Origin of the sequence: Polaromonas sp. JS666 (assembly GCF_900103405.1) — a bacterium.
Taxonomy (GTDB): Bacteria; Pseudomonadota; Gammaproteobacteria; order Burkholderiales; family Burkholderiaceae_C; genus Polaromonas.
Window position 1 is genome coordinate 27,983 of sequence record NZ_FNHX01000005.1, and the last position, 16,381, is coordinate 44,363.

17 protein-coding genes are annotated in these 16,381 nt (G+C 66.6%); 16 read left to right on the plus strand and 1 reads right to left on the minus strand.

Annotated elements, in window-relative coordinates; all coding sequences use genetic code 11:
• Position 1 precedes the first annotated feature (1 nt).
• Positions 2 to 1,735 (minus strand): flagellar basal-body MS-ring/collar protein FliF, encoded by a 1,734-nt coding sequence (gene fliF, locus BLQ85_RS13685; RefSeq protein ID WP_074577813.1) that lies wholly within the window; start codon positions 1,733 to 1,735, stop codon positions 2 to 4.
• 328 nt (positions 1,736 to 2,063) lie between these two features.
• On the opposite strand from fliF, the gene fliE reads away from it, so the two are divergent.
• The 16 genes from fliE (at position 2,064) to BLQ85_RS24900 (ending at position 16,214) form a co-directional block, all read left to right on the plus strand.
• Complete coding sequence (fliE, locus tag BLQ85_RS13690; RefSeq protein ID WP_074577814.1) at positions 2,064 to 2,381, plus strand: flagellar hook-basal body complex protein FliE; 318 nt, start codon at positions 2,064 to 2,066, stop codon at positions 2,379 to 2,381.
• 159 nt (positions 2,382 to 2,540) lie between these two features.
• A complete protein-coding gene (locus BLQ85_RS13695) occupies positions 2,541 to 3,851 on the plus strand; it encodes a flagellin FliC (protein ID WP_074577815.1) in 1,311 nt (436 codons plus the stop codon).
• A gap of 135 nt (positions 3,852 to 3,986) precedes the next feature.
• Positions 3,987 to 4,340 carry a flagellar protein FlaG gene (locus tag BLQ85_RS13700; protein ID WP_074577816.1) on the plus strand — a complete coding sequence of 118 codons (354 nt, stop codon included), beginning with the start codon at positions 3,987 to 3,989 and terminating at the stop codon, positions 4,338 to 4,340.
• A 46-nt stretch (positions 4,341 to 4,386) separates the two neighbouring features.
• Positions 4,387 to 5,826 carry a flagellar filament capping protein FliD gene (gene fliD / locus BLQ85_RS13705; RefSeq protein WP_074577817.1) on the plus strand — a complete coding sequence of 480 codons (1,440 nt, stop codon included), beginning with the start codon at positions 4,387 to 4,389 and terminating at the stop codon, positions 5,824 to 5,826.
• A gap of 25 nt (positions 5,827 to 5,851) precedes the next feature.
• Positions 5,852 to 6,337 (plus strand): flagellar export chaperone FliS, encoded by a 486-nt coding sequence (gene fliS, locus BLQ85_RS13710; RefSeq protein ID WP_074577818.1) that lies wholly within the window; start codon positions 5,852 to 5,854, stop codon positions 6,335 to 6,337.
• Positions 6,338 to 6,340: 3 nt separating this feature from the next.
• Entirely contained in the window at positions 6,341 to 6,688 is a 348-nt protein-coding gene (locus BLQ85_RS13715) for a flagellar protein FliT (RefSeq protein WP_083336859.1), read from the plus strand.
• On the plus strand, positions 6,685 to 8,013 hold the full coding sequence (locus tag BLQ85_RS13720; protein ID WP_074577819.1) for a flagellar hook-length control protein FliK: 1,329 nt from the start codon (positions 6,685 to 6,687) through the stop codon (positions 8,011 to 8,013). Before BLQ85_RS13715 ends, BLQ85_RS13720 begins: the two co-directional genes overlap by 4 nt.
• Positions 8,006 to 8,323, plus strand: a complete 318-nt coding sequence (locus BLQ85_RS13725; RefSeq protein ID WP_074577820.1) for an EscU/YscU/HrcU family type III secretion system export apparatus switch protein — start codon at positions 8,006 to 8,008, stop codon at positions 8,321 to 8,323. Before BLQ85_RS13720 ends, BLQ85_RS13725 begins: the two co-directional genes overlap by 8 nt.
• Positions 8,324 to 8,549: 226 nt before the next feature.
• Complete coding sequence (flhD, locus tag BLQ85_RS13730) at positions 8,550 to 8,918, plus strand: flagellar transcriptional regulator FlhD (RefSeq protein WP_371327286.1); 369 nt, start codon at positions 8,550 to 8,552, stop codon at positions 8,916 to 8,918.
• 45 nt (positions 8,919 to 8,963) lie between these two features.
• Entirely contained in the window at positions 8,964 to 9,593 is a 630-nt protein-coding gene (gene flhC, locus BLQ85_RS13735; RefSeq protein WP_074577821.1) for a flagellar transcriptional regulator FlhC, read from the plus strand.
• A gap of 42 nt (positions 9,594 to 9,635) precedes the next feature.
• Positions 9,636 to 10,499 (plus strand): flagellar motor stator protein MotA, encoded by an 864-nt coding sequence (gene motA / locus BLQ85_RS13740; RefSeq protein ID WP_074577822.1) that lies wholly within the window; start codon positions 9,636 to 9,638, stop codon positions 10,497 to 10,499.
• A gap of 33 nt (positions 10,500 to 10,532) precedes the next feature.
• Positions 10,533 to 11,495, plus strand: coding sequence for a flagellar motor protein MotB (motB, locus tag BLQ85_RS13745; RefSeq protein WP_083336860.1), 963 nt, complete (start codon positions 10,533 to 10,535; stop codon positions 11,493 to 11,495).
• Positions 11,495 to 11,875, plus strand: a complete 381-nt coding sequence (locus tag BLQ85_RS13750) for a response regulator (RefSeq protein WP_074577824.1) — start codon at positions 11,495 to 11,497, stop codon at positions 11,873 to 11,875. The genes motB and BLQ85_RS13750 overlap by 1 nt, the downstream gene beginning before the upstream one ends.
• Positions 11,876 to 11,912: 37 nt before the next feature.
• A complete protein-coding gene (gene cheA, locus BLQ85_RS13755; protein ID WP_074577825.1) occupies positions 11,913 to 13,982 on the plus strand; it encodes a chemotaxis protein CheA in 2,070 nt (689 codons plus the stop codon).
• Between the two features lie 322 nt (positions 13,983 to 14,304).
• Positions 14,305 to 16,077: a cytochrome c biogenesis protein DipZ gene (locus BLQ85_RS13760; protein WP_074577826.1), complete on the plus strand. Its 1,773-nt coding sequence runs from the start codon at positions 14,305 to 14,307 to the stop codon at positions 16,075 to 16,077.
• A 5-nt stretch (positions 16,078 to 16,082) separates the two neighbouring features.
• Positions 16,083 to 16,214, plus strand: coding sequence for a hypothetical protein (locus tag BLQ85_RS24900; RefSeq protein ID WP_256375444.1), 132 nt, complete (start codon positions 16,083 to 16,085; stop codon positions 16,212 to 16,214).
• The last annotated feature ends 167 nt before the right edge of the window (positions 16,215 to 16,381 follow it).

The following is a 16,381-nucleotide window of genomic DNA, read 5'->3' on the forward strand; positions in this document are numbered from 1 at the left end:
TTCATCCGCCATTTTTTTCGGTCCAGTGTTTGATCAGCATGGCCACCATGGCCGGCTCCTTGGCCGCCATGTCCTGCGCATACTGGAGGTTGGCCTGGTGCCGCTGCTCGCGGCGTTCGCGCTGTTCTTTCTCCAGGGCCTGCGCCTGCGCGCTGGCCGCTTCGCCAAGGCCGGGGGTGATGTCCCCATCCGCCGCATTCGCCGTGAACGCCGCCGCTGGCGCGGGCTGCAGGTGTTTGCGCAGCAGCGGCCGCAGCACGGCCAGCCACAGATACAGCGCCAGCAAGCCCAGCAGCAGGTATTTGACCGAGGACTTGGCGACCTCGAGGGTCTCGGGCTGGCGCCACAGCGGCAGCTCGGGGGTTTCGGTGTCGGCGGCGAAGGGGCTGTTGACCACATTGAGCGAGTCGCCACGCTCGGCGCTAAAACCCATGGCCTGGCGTGCCAGGTTGCGGATCTGCTCGAGTTCGGCCGCCGTCAGCGCCGCGCGTTTGCCGGCCCCCGTGCTTCGGCGGTCATTGACCACCACCGCGACCGACAGGCGCTTGATGCCGCCCGCGCCCTGCTGTGTGTGGCGTATGGAGCGGTCCACCTCGTAATTGGTGGTGACGTCCCTGCGCGAGTTGCCGCCCGGGCCCGCCGCGCGCGGTGCCGTGCCGGCCGAGCCGAGTTCGGCGCTCATCTTGAGCTGGGCCCCTGGCGCGGTACCGGGCGGCGTGCCCGGCTTGATCTGCGAAGGCGCGGTGATGGGCGCGACCGGGTCCGGCGGCGGCTGGTTGCTTAAAGCGCCGGGCACGCCCGTGGCCGGGCCGTTGCCCCCCTGATTGGACTCGCTGGACTGCTGGCTGCGTATGGCCGCGCTGCCGGGTTCCTGGTTGGGGCGGAATTTCTCGTCGGTATTTTCGACAATGGAAAAGTCGATGTCGGCGGCCACCTGCGCATGCACATTGCCCGCGCCCAGGATGGGTTGCAGGATGGCTTCGATGCGGCGGATGTAGCCCTGCTCGATTTCCTGGGTGTACTTGAGCTGGCTCACGTCCAGGCCGCGCGTGCCGGCGTTGGCCGCCGAGAGCAGGTTGCCGGCCTGGTCGACCACGGTGATGCTTTTGGCCGAGAGCTCGGGCACGCTGCTGGAGATCAGGTGCACGATGGCGCTGACCTGGCCCTCGTCGATGCTGCGGCCGCGGTGCAGGCTCAGCACCACGGAGGCGCTGGGTTTTTTCTGGTCGCGCACGAACAGCGAAGGCTTGGGCAGCGCCAGGTGCACGCGCGCCGACTCGACGGCGGAAATGGAATTGATGGAGCGCGCGAGCTCGCCTTCCAGGGCGCGCTGGTAGTTGACCTGCTCGGCGAACTGGCTGGTGCCGAATTTCTGCGCGTCCATCAGTTCAAAGCCGACGGTGCCGCCCTTGGGCAGGCCCTGGGCGGCCAGGCGCAGGCGCGCCTCGGGCACCTTGTTGGCCTGCACCAGCAGCGCGCCGCCGCCCTCGGTGAACTTGTAGGGGATGTTCATCTGCTGCAGCGACGCGATGATGGCGCCGCCGTCGCGGTCGGACAGATTGCTGTAGAGCACGCCGTAGTCGGGCGCGCGGCTCCACAGCCACAGCGCGGCGATGGCGGCCACCGCGGCGGACGCGCCCAGCATCAGCGGCAGGCGCGGGTTGGCGCGCAGCTGCGCCAGCCATGGCGGCGCTTTGGGCAGGGCCGTGTCGGTGCCCAGTGCGGCGGAGTTCACGCGCTCACCCGGCCGCCGTCACCGCGCCGCGCGAAGGCGCGGCGATGAAGCGGAGGCTGCATGGTGGCCGTGCGGCCGGAACAACAGTGGACATACAACAGGTCTTATTCAATGGCTGAGGCAATGAGTCGAAGAGGCGACCGGCATCCGCGCACGGCAGGGGCACGGGGCGGGTCCTTGTGAAGAATTGTCAGAGCCGGCCTGGCTTCCCGATCCGCCGAATAGCCGGGGCTTTTGCCGTCTTTTGGCCTGATGCGCGCGCCGGCCCCGCCGCTACGCTTCATGCCGTCATCCAAACAGGGGCGCGCACGCGCCTGAAAGAAACACCATGGCTATTTCTTCGATCGAGTCCGTGCTGCAGCAAATGCGCGCGCTGGCCCAGGCTTCGGCCCCTTCAGCGGCGCAAGGCGGCGAGGCCGCGGCCGGCGGCTTCGCGGGCGAGCTCAAAAAATCGCTGGACCGCATCAGCGAAAGCCAGCAGAACGCCTACAGCCAGGCCGAGGCCTTCGAGCTGGGCAAACCCGGCGTGGCGCTCAACGACGTGATGGTCGACATGCAAAAGGCCAACATCGGTTTCCAGATGGGGCTGCAGGTGCGCAACCGCGTGGTTGCGGCTTACCAGGAAATCATGAACATGCCGGCGTGATGAGGGGCGGGCGCGAATTATTTTGCGCCGCGGGTTAAAGATTTTCCGGAGCCCGGCCGATAAGCTGGACAACGGTGGCTTGCAGACTGTCATGGCAGGCAAGGCCAGCGTGACGGCAAGTTAGCCGGAGTCCACAACCTATGTAATCAGGAGTCCCTCATGGCCCAAGTCATCAATACCAACTCGCTTTCCCTGCTCACGCAGAACAACCTCAACAAGTCGCAGTCCTCGCTGAACACGGCCATCCAGCGCCTGTCCTCCGGCCTGCGCATCAACAGCGCCAAGGACGACGCGGCCGGCCAGGCCATCGCCAACCGCTTCACGGCCAACATCAAGGGCCTGGCTGTCGCGCAGCGCAATGCCAACGACGGCATCTCGCTGGCGCAGACGACTGAAGGCGCGTTGACCGAAATCAACAGCAACCTGCAGCGCATCCGCGAACTGGCCGTGCAGTCGGCCAACGGTTCCAACTCGGTGGCCGACAAGGCCTCGATCCAGGCTGAAATCACCCAGCGCCTGGAAGAAATCGACCGCACCTCGGCACAGACCGACTTCAACGGCGTGAAAGTGCTGGCCGCCAACAACAAGCTGAGCATCCAGGTCGGCGCGAACGACGGCGAAACCATCGACATCAACCTCAAGCAGATCGACTCCGCCAGCCTCAAGATGACCGGCTTCTCGGTCGCCAGCAACGCGCTGCCCGTCAGCGCCGCCTACCTCACGGTCGATCCAGGCGTCGGCGCACCCGTTGCCACCGACCTGAGCGCCGTTGCCACGTCGCTGACCGCAGCCACCGGCGCCACGGTCAACGCTTCCGACCTGTCCCTGCACAATGTGCTGACCGCAGGCGGCGCCCCCACGGCAACCTGGGTGGTGAAGAGCGGTGACGACTTCTACGCGGCTTCCGTGGCTCCCGCCACCGGCGCTGTGACGCTGAACACGGCCACGGTTGATTTCACCGATCCCGCCAACGGCGTCGCGGCCGCCGTGACCCTGACGACCCAGCCCGTCAAGGTCGGCACCGACGCTGCCGGCACTGTGACCGCCTTCGTCTCCATCCAGGGCAAGAACTACGGCCTGGCCGGCATCCAGGCCGCGCTGACCGACACCGCCGCCGCCGGCAGCAACACGGTTGACGGCACCGACATCGTCCTGAGCGGCGCAACGCCCACGACCGAATTCGCGGGCGCCGCCACCGGCAACGCGCTCAAGAAGATCGACGCCGCCCTGAAAGTGGTGGACGACCTGCGCGGTTCGCTGGGTGCGGTGCAAAACCGTTTTGACTCGGTGATCTCCAACCTGGGCACCACGGTGACCAACCTGTCTTCCTCGCGCTCGCGCATCGAAGACGCGGATTACGCGACCGAAGTGTCCAACATGACGCGCGCCAACATCCTGCAACAGGCCGGTACCTCTGTTTTGGCCCAGGCCAACCAGACGACCCAGGGCGTTCTGTCCCTGCTGCGTTAATCGCGCAAGGCGCGCCTTCTTCGGAAGGCGCGTCCTCGCCGTGTGCAAGCCAGGCGGCTTTGGCCGCCTGCGCTACGCACTCCCGCTTGGGGCGCCAGGCGGGAGTGCCTAGCGATTTTCCGAGGAGAACCCCGCATGACGATTTCCGCCAATGCCGCCACGACCGCGACGGCCGCTGCGTGGCGCGATGCCGCGCCGCAGCCCGCCCTTTCAGCCCGCGCCGGCGCGGCCCGCGAGCTGCCGGCCGAAACGCTGCCCAAGGCGGAGCCCGAGCGCGAACGCAGCGCGCTGGCCGAGATCAACGAGTCCTTGCGGATGTCCTCCATCGGCGTGCAGTTCGAGTTCGACAAGGAGGCCGACACCATGGTCGTCAAGGTGGTCGACGTGGAAAGCGGCGAGCTGATCCGGCAGATGCCTTCGGAAGAGGTGGTGCGGATTTCGCGCGCGCTCGGCAAGCTGCAGGGCCTGCTCGTCCATCAAGCTGTTTGAGGCGGCGCCTGGTCCAGGAATATTCGGGAACATTGAGGAGTTATAGATGGCATCGATTTCAAGCCTGGGCGTCGGGTCCAACCTGAACCTGAACGACCTGCTCACCGACCTCACCAAGGCGGAAAGCCAGCCGCTGGTGCTGTTGCAAAAGCAGCAGATCAGCTACACCGCGAAGCTGTCGGCCTACGGCACGCTCAAGAACGCGCTCAGCACCCTGCAGACGGCGGCGGCCAAGCTGTCCGACGCCAATTTGTTCCAGGGCATCAAGACCACTTCCAGCGCCAGCGACGTGCTCTCGGCCACGGGCCAGGCATCGGCCACGGCGGGCATTTACACGGTGGACGTGAGCCGGCTGGCCAGCGCGCAGTCGCTGGCCGCGGCCGGTGTGTCCAGCACCAAGGCCGCGGTGGGCAAGGGCACCGTCACCATTGATTTCGGCACCATCTCGGGCGGAAGCTTCAGCGACGCCACCGGCACCTACAGCGGCGCGAGCTTCACGCCGGATGCCGCGCGCGCCGCGAAGTCCATCGTGATCGACGACAGCAACAACTCGCTGGAGGGCTTGCGCGACGCGATCAACAAGAGCACCGACATCGGCGTGACGGCCAGCATCGTCAATGACGGCGGCGCCTCGCCCTACCGCCTGGTGCTGACCTCCAAGGAAACCGGCGAGGCTTCGAGCATGCGCATTTCCGTGGCCGGCGACGCCAGCCTGCAAGGCCTGCTCAAGCACGACGCATCGGGCGCGCAGGCCCTGCGGCAGACGGCGGCGGCCGGCAATGCGGCGCTCAAGGTCAACGGCATCCCGGTGACCTCCAAGACCAACACGGTGGTCGACGCCGCGCCCGGCGTGACCATGACGCTGGCGAAAACCGGCACCAGCACCTTGACGGTGAGCCGCGACACCTCGGCAGTGGAGGCGGCCATCAACGGTTTCGTCACGGCCTACAACAGCCTGCAGAGCACGGCGGCGCAGCTGACCAAATACGACACCGAAAAGCAGACCGGCGCGGCCCTGGTCGGCGACTCGACGCTGCGCACCATACAGACGCGCATACGCGCGGCGCTCAACACGCCGCAGGCCGGCGAGCTCAAGGTGCTGTCGCGGGTCGGCGTGAGCTTCCAGAAGGACGGCACCCTGGCCTTCGACGCGTCCAAACTCAAGGCCGCGTTCGCGGACAAGCAGGGCGCGGTGGCCGAGCTGTTCGCCGGCAACGGAACAAGCGGCGGCATCGGCAAGCAGGTCTCTTCGCTGCTGGACGGCTTCACCAGCAGCACCGGCATGATCAGCGCGGCCGCGACCGGCGTGGAGACCACGCTGAAGTCGCTGGACAGCCAGTACGCCGCGACCCAGAGCCGGGTGGACGCGACGATCGCTCGCTACAAGGCGCAGTTCACCCAGCTGGACCTGCTGGTCTCGCGCATGAACTCCACCGCCAACTACCTCACGCAGCAGTTCGCCAACATGAGCTCGAGCAAGAAATAAGCAAGCCGGCCGGTCGCCATTCACCATGCACACCCAACCCCACACACAACCTTTTACCTACCACCCGGGCGCCCATGCCTATGCCAAGGTCGGCACCGAAAGCGCGGCCATGAGCGCCTCGCCGCACCAGCTGATCACCATGCTGTTCGACGGCGCCAAGACGGCCATCGCGATGGCGCGCCACCACATGGCGAACAAGGACATCAGCGCCAAGGGCCAGGCGATTTCCAAGGCCATCAACATCGTCGACAACGGCCTGAAGGCCAGCCTGGACGCGGACGCCGCGGGCGCGGCCGGCGCCCAGCTGGTGGCGGACCTGTCGGCGTTTTACGCTTACGTCACGCAGCGCCTGCTGTACGCCAACCTGCGCAACGACCCGGCGCTGCTGGACGAGGCCGACCGGCTGTTGGACAGCGTGAGCTCGGCCTGGCGCGAGATCGATCCGCAGCGGCCGCGGCCGCTTCAGGTGCCGGCCGCGCCCGCGGTGTCGCGTTTTTCCACGGGGGCTTGAGGCATGGGATCACAAAGTGAAGTGATGCACTGCTACGAGCAGATCGCCCCGCTGACCGAGCGCATGCTGGTGCTGGCGCGCGCCAAGCAGTGGGGCGAGCTGCCCCGGCTGGAAGGGCAGTGCAGCAGCATGGTGGAGCGCCTGAAGGACATAGAGCCGCTGAGCACGCTGGACGAGGCGCAGTCGGCGCGCAAGTATGTGCTGCTGGGCCGCATCAGCGCCAACTCGAGTGAGATCGTCGGCATGATCATGCCCCAGCTGTCCAAGCTGGTCGGCGTCATGAAAAGCCTGGACCGGCAGCGCAGCCTGCACAAGGCTTACGGCCAGCCGGACGACGCCTACCTGCCATGAGCGGCGTGACGCCTCTGGTGGATACCTTGCTGGCCACGCGGCTGGGGCAGCGCGTGGACCTGGTACCGCTGAAGGCGCAGGCTGAAATCGCCGGCCCGGGCGCCGTGGCGAATGTGCAGAAGGTGGACAACGACATCCGCCTGCCTTCGCGCGAGGCATTGCAGCGCGAGCTGGGCGTGGGCCTCTTCGGCCTCTGTGGCCGTGACGGCGTTCCGGCAAGCCTGGCCCCTGTCAGGGTGGAAGGCGCCGTCACCTTGAGCGCCGCCGCGCGCACGGTCAGCGCGCTGCTGGAGGTCCCGCCGGGCAGCACGCCCGCCGTGCGCGGCCAGGCGGCGCTGCAAGCCGACGTGCGAGCCTCCGCGGTGCCGTTGCTGGCGGCCGCCCTGGCGCGCACGGTGGCCGAATCCGGCCTTTTTTACGAATCGCATTTGCAGCAATTCACAGCCGGCCAGCGCACGCTGGCGCAGCTGGCGCGCGAGCCGCAGGCCGGCCTGGCCTTGCCGGCCGCCGCGCAGCCGCCGGATGTGAGCCCTCCCTTGCCGCCTGGCGCTGCCGGTTCGACGCTTGTTTCTCTTGCGCTGCTGCTGGAGGGAATGGCGGCGCTGCCGTCCGTTCCACCTGCTCCATCCGCTGTGACTGAGGCCGGGCCGCTGCCGCAAACGCCGGAGATCCCGGAGGTGCCGGAAAAACCGGAAGCGGCCGCGCCTTCATTGGCCGCGCCCCTGGGCAAAGCCGGCCCGCCCGTGACCTACGGACCCGGCGGCCTGCCGGAGCCAGCACCAGCCAGCCCGCACGATTTTTCACTGCCCGATGCCGACCTGCCTGTTTCCAGCGCCGCGCCGGCGGACAGCGCGCGCGCCGGCCACCCCGCGGCGGCGATACACCCCGAAGCCCTGGGCCTGGTGCGCCAGCAGCTCGACATGCTGGCGCAGCCGGTGTTCCGCTGGAGCGGCGAGGGCTGGCCCGGCGTTCCCATGGACTGGGAGATATGCCAGGAACGCCAGGAGCCCGAACCAGGCCGCGAGCGCCAGGCCGGCGAGGGCGGCGTGGGAACGGCGCCCGCCGCCTGGGTCACCCGCATGACGCTGCGGCTGCCCCGGCTGGGAACGCTGGACGTGCGACTGGGGCTCAGCGGCACGGCGCTGCAGCTGCGCCTGGACGCCTCTCGGGACGGCACGGCGGCCGTGCTGAACCAGGCCGGCGACCAGCTGTCGCAGCGCCTGCAAAGCGTGGGGCTGGCGCTGACGGATTTGCGCATAGGCGGCGCAGCTGGTATCGCCGATCCCGCAGATTCGGCGGATTCAGGGGGAAATGGCAATGCCTGACAGGTCGTCTGACGACAGGGAAGCCGGCCGGGGCGGCAGCCCGCAAGGCCCCCGCGCCGAAGCCGTGGCGCTGTCCCTGGGCGCCGCCGGCGAGGCGCCAACCGTGGTGGCCAAGGGTTATGGGGCGGTCGCCGAGGCCATTGTCCAGCGCGCAAAAGACAGCGGACTCTATGTTCACGCCTCCCTGGAATTGGTGAAATTGTTAATGCATGTAGATCTGGACAGCAGAATTCCGCCAAATTTGTACCTCGCTGTTGCAGAAATGCTCACATGGGTCCATCAATTAGAAAATGAAGAAACGAATACTTAAACATTATTCAGTCGATTTTCTATCCATCTGAAATACCCATATTTTCATTAAATTCTTCGGTTCATTACTAAATTTTCCTGTTTTATCGCTTAAATGTTACTTAATTGATAAATTTGATTTGTTCATGTAATTGTCAATTTAATGTGTTAAAAATTGCAATTGAGGGGAAGTCGTACGACAAGCCGCTCAATCAATCTGTGACAGGTGACGAAATTGACTGTGATGGATGACTCGTTCACCGCTCTACATGCAAATTTTGAAAGAACAGGAACGCAACGTGATTGACACTGGTACCGCCAACGACATTGGCGATTTGAATTTGGCCTACCTGCTGCTCGCAAAGCGGCTGGTGACGGAAGACATTGCGCTGGCGATGTACCGGCTCGGCATGAGCCGGGAGCTGGCTGACCTGCTGGGCAGCCTGTCGCTTTCCCAGATTGTGAAATTGGCGGGCTCCAGCCTGCTGCTCTGCCGTTTCCGCTTCGACGACCATCCCATGCTGTCGGCGCTGACCCTGGAAGGCAAGAACCCGGCGCTGCAGCAGGCGCATGCCGCGATCCTGTTGTCAGGCCAGCAGCTTGAGGCGGTCCGGTGATGTCCCGCGTTTCGGCCTCGAGCCGCTCCTTGCCCGGAAATCGCCATGGCCGGTAAAAGCGTCATCGTGGAGGCCAGGGAAATCCACCTGGCCATGGACCTGATCAAGCTGGGCGCCCGCCTGCAGTTCCTGGAGGCCGAAACCAGCCTGAGCCGGGACCGGCTGATCAAGCTCTACAAGGAGCTCAAGGGGACCTCCCCGCCCAAGGGCCTGCTGCCCTTTTCGACGGACTGGTTCATGACCTGGCTGTCCAACATCCACTCGTCGATGTTCTACAACATCTACCGCTTCATGGTGGTCCACGGCGGCTGCACCCGCATCAACGCCATCATCAAAAGCTACCGCCTGTACATCGAGCAGGTGCAGCAGCAGGGCGGCGAGCCGGTGCTGGACTTCACGCGGGCCTGGACGCTGGTGCGTTTTTTCGACAGCGACATGCTGCAGCTGAGCACCTGCACGCGCTGCACGGGCCTGTTTGTCGCCCATGCCCATGACTCGCAGAGCAACTATGTGTGCGTGCTGTGCCGCCCGCCCTCGCGCGCCGGCAAGACCCGCCCCTCGGGCGCCAAGCGCGACGAGGCCGAAGGCGGCAGCCCCGCGGCCGCCGGCGGAACGCCCGCGATCTCCTCGTCGCAGTGGCTTGCCAATGTGATGAACAGCTCGCGCACCGCCTGAGGGCGGGGCAGCTTTCTTTTTACCGATCCGCTGGAGAACCCCATGCTTGTCATCATCGGCTACCTCGTCGTCGTCGCCTCCGTGTTTGGCGGCTACGCCATGATGGGCGGGCATTTCGGGGTGCTGTACCAGCCGCTGGAGTTGCTCATCATCGGCGGGGCCGCCGTGGGCGCCTTCGTCGCGGGCAACGACGGCCGCACCATACGCGCCACCCTGAAAGAGCTGCCCAAGCTGCTGGCCAGCTCGAAAAAACACGACAAGGCGCTCTACATGGAGCTGCTGGCCCTGCTGTACGTGCTGCTGTCCAAGGGCCGCAAGGACGGCATGATGGCGCTGGAGTCCGAGATCGACGACCCGCACAACAGCCCGCTGTTCGCGCCCTACACCGTGATCCTGGGCGACGCGCGGGTGCTGGAGTTCCTGACCGACTACCTGCGCCTGATCGTGAGCGGCAACACCGACCCCTTCGAGATCGAGCAGCTCATGGAGCACGAACTCGAAACCTACAAGCATGAGGCGGAGGTCCCCGCCCACAGCCTGGCGCGCGTGGGCGACGCGCTGCCGGCCCTGGGCATCGTGGCGGCCGTGCTGGGCGTGGTGCATGCGCTGGCCTCGGCCGACCTGCCGCCGGCCGAGATGGGCCAGCTGATCGCGCACGCCATGGTCGGCACTTTCCTGGGCATCCTGCTGGCCTACGGCTTTGTGTCGCCGCTGGCCACGCTGATAGAGCACAAGGTGGCGGAGTCGCTCAAGGCCTACCAGTGCATCAAGGTCACGCTGATGGCCAGCCTCAACGGCTATGCGCCGCAGCTCGCGGTGGAGTTCGGCCGCAAGATTTTGTACTCGACCGAGCGGCCGTCCTTCACCGAGCTGGACGGCCATGTGCGCGAGGTCAAGGCGCGCTGAGGCGGCTGGCCAACGCAACCCGGCGACATTTCCATGAGCGAGACCGCGCGCAGAATCATCGTCATACGGCGCCCCGTGAAGGCGGCCGCCCACCATGGCGGCGCCTGGAAGATCGCGTTCGCCGATTTCATGACGGCCATGTTCGCCTTCTTCCTGGTGCTGTGGATTCTGAGCATCTCATCGCCCAAGCAGCTCGAGGGCATCGCCGACCAGTTCAAGATGCCGCTGAAGGTGGCGATTGCCGGCGGCAAAAAAAGCAGCACCAGCACCCAGGTGATTCCCGGCGGCGGCGCCGACCCCAGCCATGCGGACGGCGAAGTCCGGCAGGCGGCCGCCGACAGCGGCAAGGACCCGGACGACGGCCAGCGCCTGGAAGCGCTCAAGGAGCGGCTGGACAGCGTGATCGAGTCCAGCCCGGTGCTCAGGCAGTTCCGGCCCCAGCTGCTGATCGACATCACGCCCGAGGGCCTGCGCATCCAGATCGTCGACAGCAACAACCGGCCCATGTTCGATCGTTCCAGCGCCGTGGTGGTGAGCTATATGCGCAGCATCCTGCGCGAGATCGGCCCGGTGCTCAACGAGCAGCCCAACAAGCTCACGCTGTCCGGCCACACCGACGCCACCGTGTACTCGCAGGGCGACAAGTCCTACAGCAACTGGGAGCTGTCGGCCGACCGGGCCAATGCCTCGCGGCGCGAGCTGGTGGCAGGCGGCATGCAGGACGGCAAGATCCTGCGCGTCATGGGGGTGTCGTCCAGCGTGCACCTGAACAACGACGACCCTTACGCGGCTGTCAACCGGCGCATCAGCATCCTGGTGCTGAACAAGCGCGCCCAGGCCGACATCGAAAACGGCAATGCCGCGACCGCCAGCGCACCCTTGCTCGCGGTGGGCAAGGGCGCCAGGGCCGCCAACGGCGCCGGCCCCGTGATCAAGCCGGTCGGCGCGCCGCAGGCCCTGAACCCCAGCCCCGCCAAACCTGAAAGCCGGACCTGATGAGCAAAAAAACCATCCTGGTGGTCGACGATTCGGCCGTGATGCGCCACCTCAACTCCGCCGTCCTCGAAGAGGGCGGCTACCAGGTGCTGCTGGCCGGCGACGGCCAGGCCGCGCTGGAGCGGATCGTGGACACCCCCGTGGACCTGGTGCTGACCGACTGGACCATGGTCCCCATGGACGGCTGCGAGCTCACGCGCCGGCTGCGCGCGCGGCCCGATTCCGCGGCCCTGCCCATCCTGGTGCTCAGCACCTTGAGCAACGAGGCCAGCAAGGCCGACGCGCGGCAGGCCGGCGCCACCGGCTGGCTGTGCAAACCGATAGAGCCCGAAACACTGCTGGCCGTGGTGGGCAGCCTGATGAACCCGGCGCGGGCCTGAGGCCGGCGCGGCAGCCAACAAGAGAAACCTTCCCCCTATGGACATCACCCAGTTCTACCAGACATTTTTTGAAGAAGCCGACGAGTTGCTGGCCGAGATGGAGCAGCTGTTCCTGGGCTTGGACCTGGAGGCGCCCGACGGCGAACACCTCAACGCGGTGTTCCGCGCCGCGCATTCCATCAAGGGCGGCGCGGCCACCTTCGGTTTTGCCGCGCTGACCGACACCACCCACCTGCTGGAAAACCTGCTGGACCGGGCGCGCCACGGCGAGCTCAAACTCAATACCAAGATGATGGATGCCTTTCTGGAGACCAAGGACGTGTTGCAAAAACAATTGAGCGCCTACAGGGCCGGCGCCGAGCCCGAAGCCGGCATGGTGGCCGAGATCTGCGCGGTGCTGCAGCAGCTCGCGCTGGAAGCCGGCGGAACGCCGCCCGCGCCGCCCGTGATCGCCGCGCCACCGGCGCCGGCACCCGTGGCCCAGCCTCAGGCGGAACCCGTGGCCGCAACCGAGCGGACCCTGAAGGTGCGCTTTTCCAAGGTGTCGGAGAACGACTGCAAGCTGCTCAGCGAGGAGATGGCCAACCTGGGCCAGGTGACGGCGCAGACCCAGGAAGAGGGCAGCCTGACGATCTGGCTCAAGACCGGCTGCGACGGCAACGACGTGATCGCGGTCTGCTGCTTCATCATCGAGGCCGAGCAAATCGATATCCATGAAGAGGGCGCGCCCGCTGCGCCAGCCCAGCCGGTCGCGGCGCCGCAAGCTGAAGCGGCCGCGCCGCAGCCTGCGAGCCAGTCCGCGCCCGCCGCCGCAGGCGCGCCGGCACCGGCCGCCGCCGCTGTGCAGAACAAGGAGTCGAGCTCGATACGCGTGGACGTCGAAAAAGTCGACCAGATCATCAACCTGGTCGGTGAGCTGGTCATCACCCAGTCCATGCTGACGCAGACCGCCTCCCTGTTGGACCCGGTGGTGCACGAGCGCTTGCTCAGCGGCATGGGCCACCTGGAGCGCAATGCGCGCGACCTGCAGGAATCGGTCATGTCCATACGCATGATGCCCATGGACTACGTGTTCAGCCGCTTCCCGCGCCTGATCCGCGACCTCTCGGCCAAGCTCGGCAAGCAGGTGCAGCTGGTCACGGTCGGCAAGGAAACCGAACTCGACAAAAGCCTGATCGAGCGCATCATCGACCCCATCACCCATCTGGTGCGCAACAGCCTGGACCACGGCATCGAGGGCCCGGAGCGCCGCGCCTACGCCGGCAAGGACCCGGTAGGCCGGCTGACGCTGTCGGCCCAGCACCAGGGCGGCAGCATCGTGATCGAGGTCAAGGACGACGGCGGCGGCCTGGTGCGCGAAAAAATCCTGGCCAAGGCCTTGCAGCAGGGCATGCCGGTCAGCGAATCCATGCCGGACGAGGACGTGTGGCAGCTGATCTTCGCGCCGGGCTTTTCCACGGCCGAAGCGGTCACCGACGTGTCGGGCCGCGGCGTCGGCATGGACGTGGTCAAGCGCAACATCCATGAAATGGGCGGCCATGTGGAGATCGCCTCCGTCCAGGGCAAGGGCACGACGATTCGCATCGTGCTGCCGCTGACGCTGGCCATCCTCAACGGCATGTCGGTCAAGGTCGGCGAGGAGGTCTACATCCTGCCGCTGAACTACGTCATCGAATCGCTGCAGCCGCTGGACAAGGACGTGCACTCCATCACCGCCGACGAGCACGTCATGCATGTGCGCGGCGAATACCTGGCTTTGCTCGAGCTGCACAAGCTCTTCGACGTGGCCGGCGCGGTGCGTGTGCCCACCCAGGGCATTGCCGTCATCGTGCAGGCCGAGGGCACGCGCTTTGCGTTGCTGGTCGACCAGCTCGTGGGCCAGCACCAGGTCGTGGTGAAAAACCTGGAGACCAATTACCGCAAGGTGCCCGGTATTTCAGGCGCGACCATCCTGGGCGACGGCAATGTCGCGCTGATCATCGACGTGGCGGCGGTGCAGCGCGCCAACCGCGACAAGGCGGCCCAGCGCGGCCAGGCGCGCCCGGCGCTGGTGGCGGCTGCGGCGGCAGCCGCATCGCGCGCGCTGGAGGTGGCGATGGCGGCCTGAGGCCCCCGGCGGTGCCCAGGCCACGCCGGGCGCCAAGATGGTCAAATTTTGGGCATCCGGCGGCACGCCAGTGCCGGCGCGGCTCCGCGGGCCTGTGCAAAGGTTTATCCACAGGGTAGCCCACAGCAACTGAGGGTAAGTTTTGCATGCGGTGGGGCGGCCGCCGCAGGCGCGCCAGGCGGGACCGGCCACGGTTTTGTATGCCTATGTATCCGCGCAGGCCGTGGATACAGCCGCATGCCATGAGGCGGTGCCGGCGACACAGCGCGGATACGCAAGGGCGGTTCAATCACGAGGTGCCCACTCCTGAACCCGCCCAACCATGAGCTTCCTCATTCTTGCCTTTGCCGCCGGTGTGCTGACCATCGTCAGCCCCTGCATTCTTCCGGTCCTGCCTTTTGTGCTGGCGCGTGCCGACCGGCCCTTTCTGCGCAACGGCCTGCCCATGCTGCTGGGCATGGCCCTGGCTTTTACCGCGGTGGCCACGCTGGCCGCTGTGGGCGGCGGCTGGGCGGTGCAGGCCAATGAATATGGGCGTGTCGCGGCGCTGGGGCTCCTCGCCGTATTTGCGCTGACGCTGATGTTTCCGGGCCTGGCCGACCGCCTGGCTCGGCCTGTGGTGGCACTGGGCGCGCGCATGGCCTCTTCCGGTGAAGGCGGGAACCCTTCGCTGCTGTCCTCGCTGGTACTGGGCGCGGCCACTGGTTTGTTGTGGGCGCCCTGCGCGGGCCCGGTGCTGGGCCTGATCCTTACCGGCGCGGCCATCCAGGGTGCGAACGCGGGCACCTCCTTGCTGCTGCTGGCCTATGCGGGCGGGGCGGCCGTCTCGCTGGCACTGTCGCTGCTGGTGGGCGGGCGTGTGTATGCGCTGCTGCGGCGTTCGCTGGGTGTGAGCCAGTGGGCCAGGCGGGCCATGGGGGCGGCGGTGCTGGCCGGTGTGGCGCTGATCGCCACCGGGCTGGACACGGGGCTGTTGAGCCAGCTGTCGCTGCGCAGCACCTCAAAAATTGAGCAGACGCTGATCAATGTCTTTCAAACGCAGGCGCCGCGCGATGGGCAACTGGCCGTGACTGATGCCCTCCCGCTCGCCGCCGCAAAAGCCGAAACTGCGCCGGCCTCCACAGCAGCCTGGCAGGACAGCACCTTCGCGCCGCTGGCCGGCGCCACCGGCTGGATCAACACGGCGCCGCTGGCTGGCGCGGACCTGCGCGGCAAGGTGGTGCTGGTCGATTTCTGGACTTACTCGTGCATCAACTGCCTGCGCACCCTGCCTTATATCCGTGCCTGGGCCGACAAATACCGCGAGGCCGGCCTGGTCGTGCTGGGTGTGCATTCGCCGGAGTTCGCATTTGAAAAAAACGAAAGCAACGTGCGCAGGGCCGTCAAGGACTTGGGGCTGGCTTATCCCGTGGCCATCGACAGCCGGCATGCGATCTGGCGCGGCTTTGACAACCAGGCCTGGCCGGCGCTGTATTTTGTCGATGCCCAGGGCAGGGTGCGCCACCAGGTGTTTGGCGAAGGGCAGTACGAGGCTTCCGAACGCCTGATCCAGAAACTGCTGGCCGAAAGAAACGGCCAGGGCGTGCGCGATGCCGGCCTGGTCGCGGTGCGGGGCGAGGGCGCGCAGGCCGCGCCCGGCGACCGGGTGCTGTCGGGTGAGACCTATGTAGGCCATGAGCGCGCCGTCAACTTCGTGCCGGCCGGCGGCCTGCAGGCCGACCGCGCGCAGCGCTACGAAGCGGCCGCGAGGGTGGCGCTGAACCACTGGACCTTGGGCGGGCAGTGGCTGGTGGAAGCCGAGCGCGCCGTCGCGGTACAGGCCGGCGCGCGCCTGGCTTACCGTTTTCGCGCACGCGACCTGCACCTGGTGCTGGGCCGCGATGCCGGCGCCGCGCCGGTGCGCTTTCGTGTGCGGGTCGACGGCAAGCCGCCGGCCCAAAGCCACGGCACCGACATCGCGGCGGACGGCAGCGGCGTGATCGACGCGCACCGGCTGTACCAGCTGGTCAGGCTGCCGGCCTCGGCGGGCGACCACTTGTTCGAGATCGAGTTCCTGGATCCCGGTGCGCATGTGTATGCCTTTACCTTTGGCTGAACATCATGCAAAAACTCTGGTTCGCCTTGACCTTCTTCGCAGGCGGCTTCGCGCATGAGCTGCGCAACCCGCTCAGTTGCCAGTGCATCAGCTCCCGGCCTGCGGTCGTGTGGCGCTCGGGCCGCGAGCCAGGCTGATCGCCGCACAAGGGGTGCGGGAGATTTGTACCGCAGTGTGTCCAGCGGCCTTGCGCGTACAGAACATTGCGTTACCGAGATATCGGCGACAAACCGGCGCCTTGTAATTCATCTGTGCTTCGCGAATGCCAGGGGCTCTTTCCCGACGCATCTTTTTTTTAACCCTC

Excerpts from the sequence above, each read along its gene's own strand:
- BLQ85_RS13760 (WP_074577826.1), top strand. The coding sequence starts at position 14,305 with ATGAGCTTCCTCATTCTTGCCTTTGCCGCCGGTGTGCTGACCATCGTC.
- fliD (WP_074577817.1), top strand. The coding sequence starts at position 4,387 with ATGGCATCGATTTCAAGCCTGGGCGTCGGGTCCAACCTGAACCTGAAC.
- BLQ85_RS24900 (WP_256375444.1), top strand. The coding sequence starts at position 16,083 with ATGCAAAAACTCTGGTTCGCCTTGACCTTCTTCGCAGGCGGCTTCGCG.
- BLQ85_RS13725 (WP_074577820.1), top strand. The coding sequence starts at position 8,006 with ATGCCTGACAGGTCGTCTGACGACAGGGAAGCCGGCCGGGGCGGCAGC.
- BLQ85_RS13715 (WP_083336859.1), top strand. The coding sequence starts at position 6,341 with ATGGGATCACAAAGTGAAGTGATGCACTGCTACGAGCAGATCGCCCCG.
- BLQ85_RS13700 (WP_074577816.1), top strand. The coding sequence starts at position 3,987 with ATGACGATTTCCGCCAATGCCGCCACGACCGCGACGGCCGCTGCGTGG.
- fliE (WP_074577814.1), top strand. The coding sequence starts at position 2,064 with ATGGCTATTTCTTCGATCGAGTCCGTGCTGCAGCAAATGCGCGCGCTG.
- BLQ85_RS13750 (WP_074577824.1), top strand. The coding sequence starts at position 11,495 with ATGAGCAAAAAAACCATCCTGGTGGTCGACGATTCGGCCGTGATGCGC.
- flhC (WP_074577821.1), top strand. The coding sequence starts at position 8,964 with ATGGCCGGTAAAAGCGTCATCGTGGAGGCCAGGGAAATCCACCTGGCC.
- motB (WP_083336860.1), top strand. The coding sequence starts at position 10,533 with ATGAGCGAGACCGCGCGCAGAATCATCGTCATACGGCGCCCCGTGAAG.
- fliS (WP_074577818.1), top strand. The coding sequence starts at position 5,852 with ATGCACACCCAACCCCACACACAACCTTTTACCTACCACCCGGGCGCC.
- BLQ85_RS13720 (WP_074577819.1), top strand. The coding sequence starts at position 6,685 with ATGAGCGGCGTGACGCCTCTGGTGGATACCTTGCTGGCCACGCGGCTG.
- cheA (WP_074577825.1), top strand. The coding sequence starts at position 11,913 with ATGGACATCACCCAGTTCTACCAGACATTTTTTGAAGAAGCCGACGAG.
- motA (WP_074577822.1), top strand. The coding sequence starts at position 9,636 with ATGCTTGTCATCATCGGCTACCTCGTCGTCGTCGCCTCCGTGTTTGGC.
- BLQ85_RS13695 (WP_074577815.1), top strand. The coding sequence starts at position 2,541 with ATGGCCCAAGTCATCAATACCAACTCGCTTTCCCTGCTCACGCAGAAC.
- flhD (WP_371327286.1), top strand. The coding sequence starts at position 8,550 with ATGACTCGTTCACCGCTCTACATGCAAATTTTGAAAGAACAGGAACGC.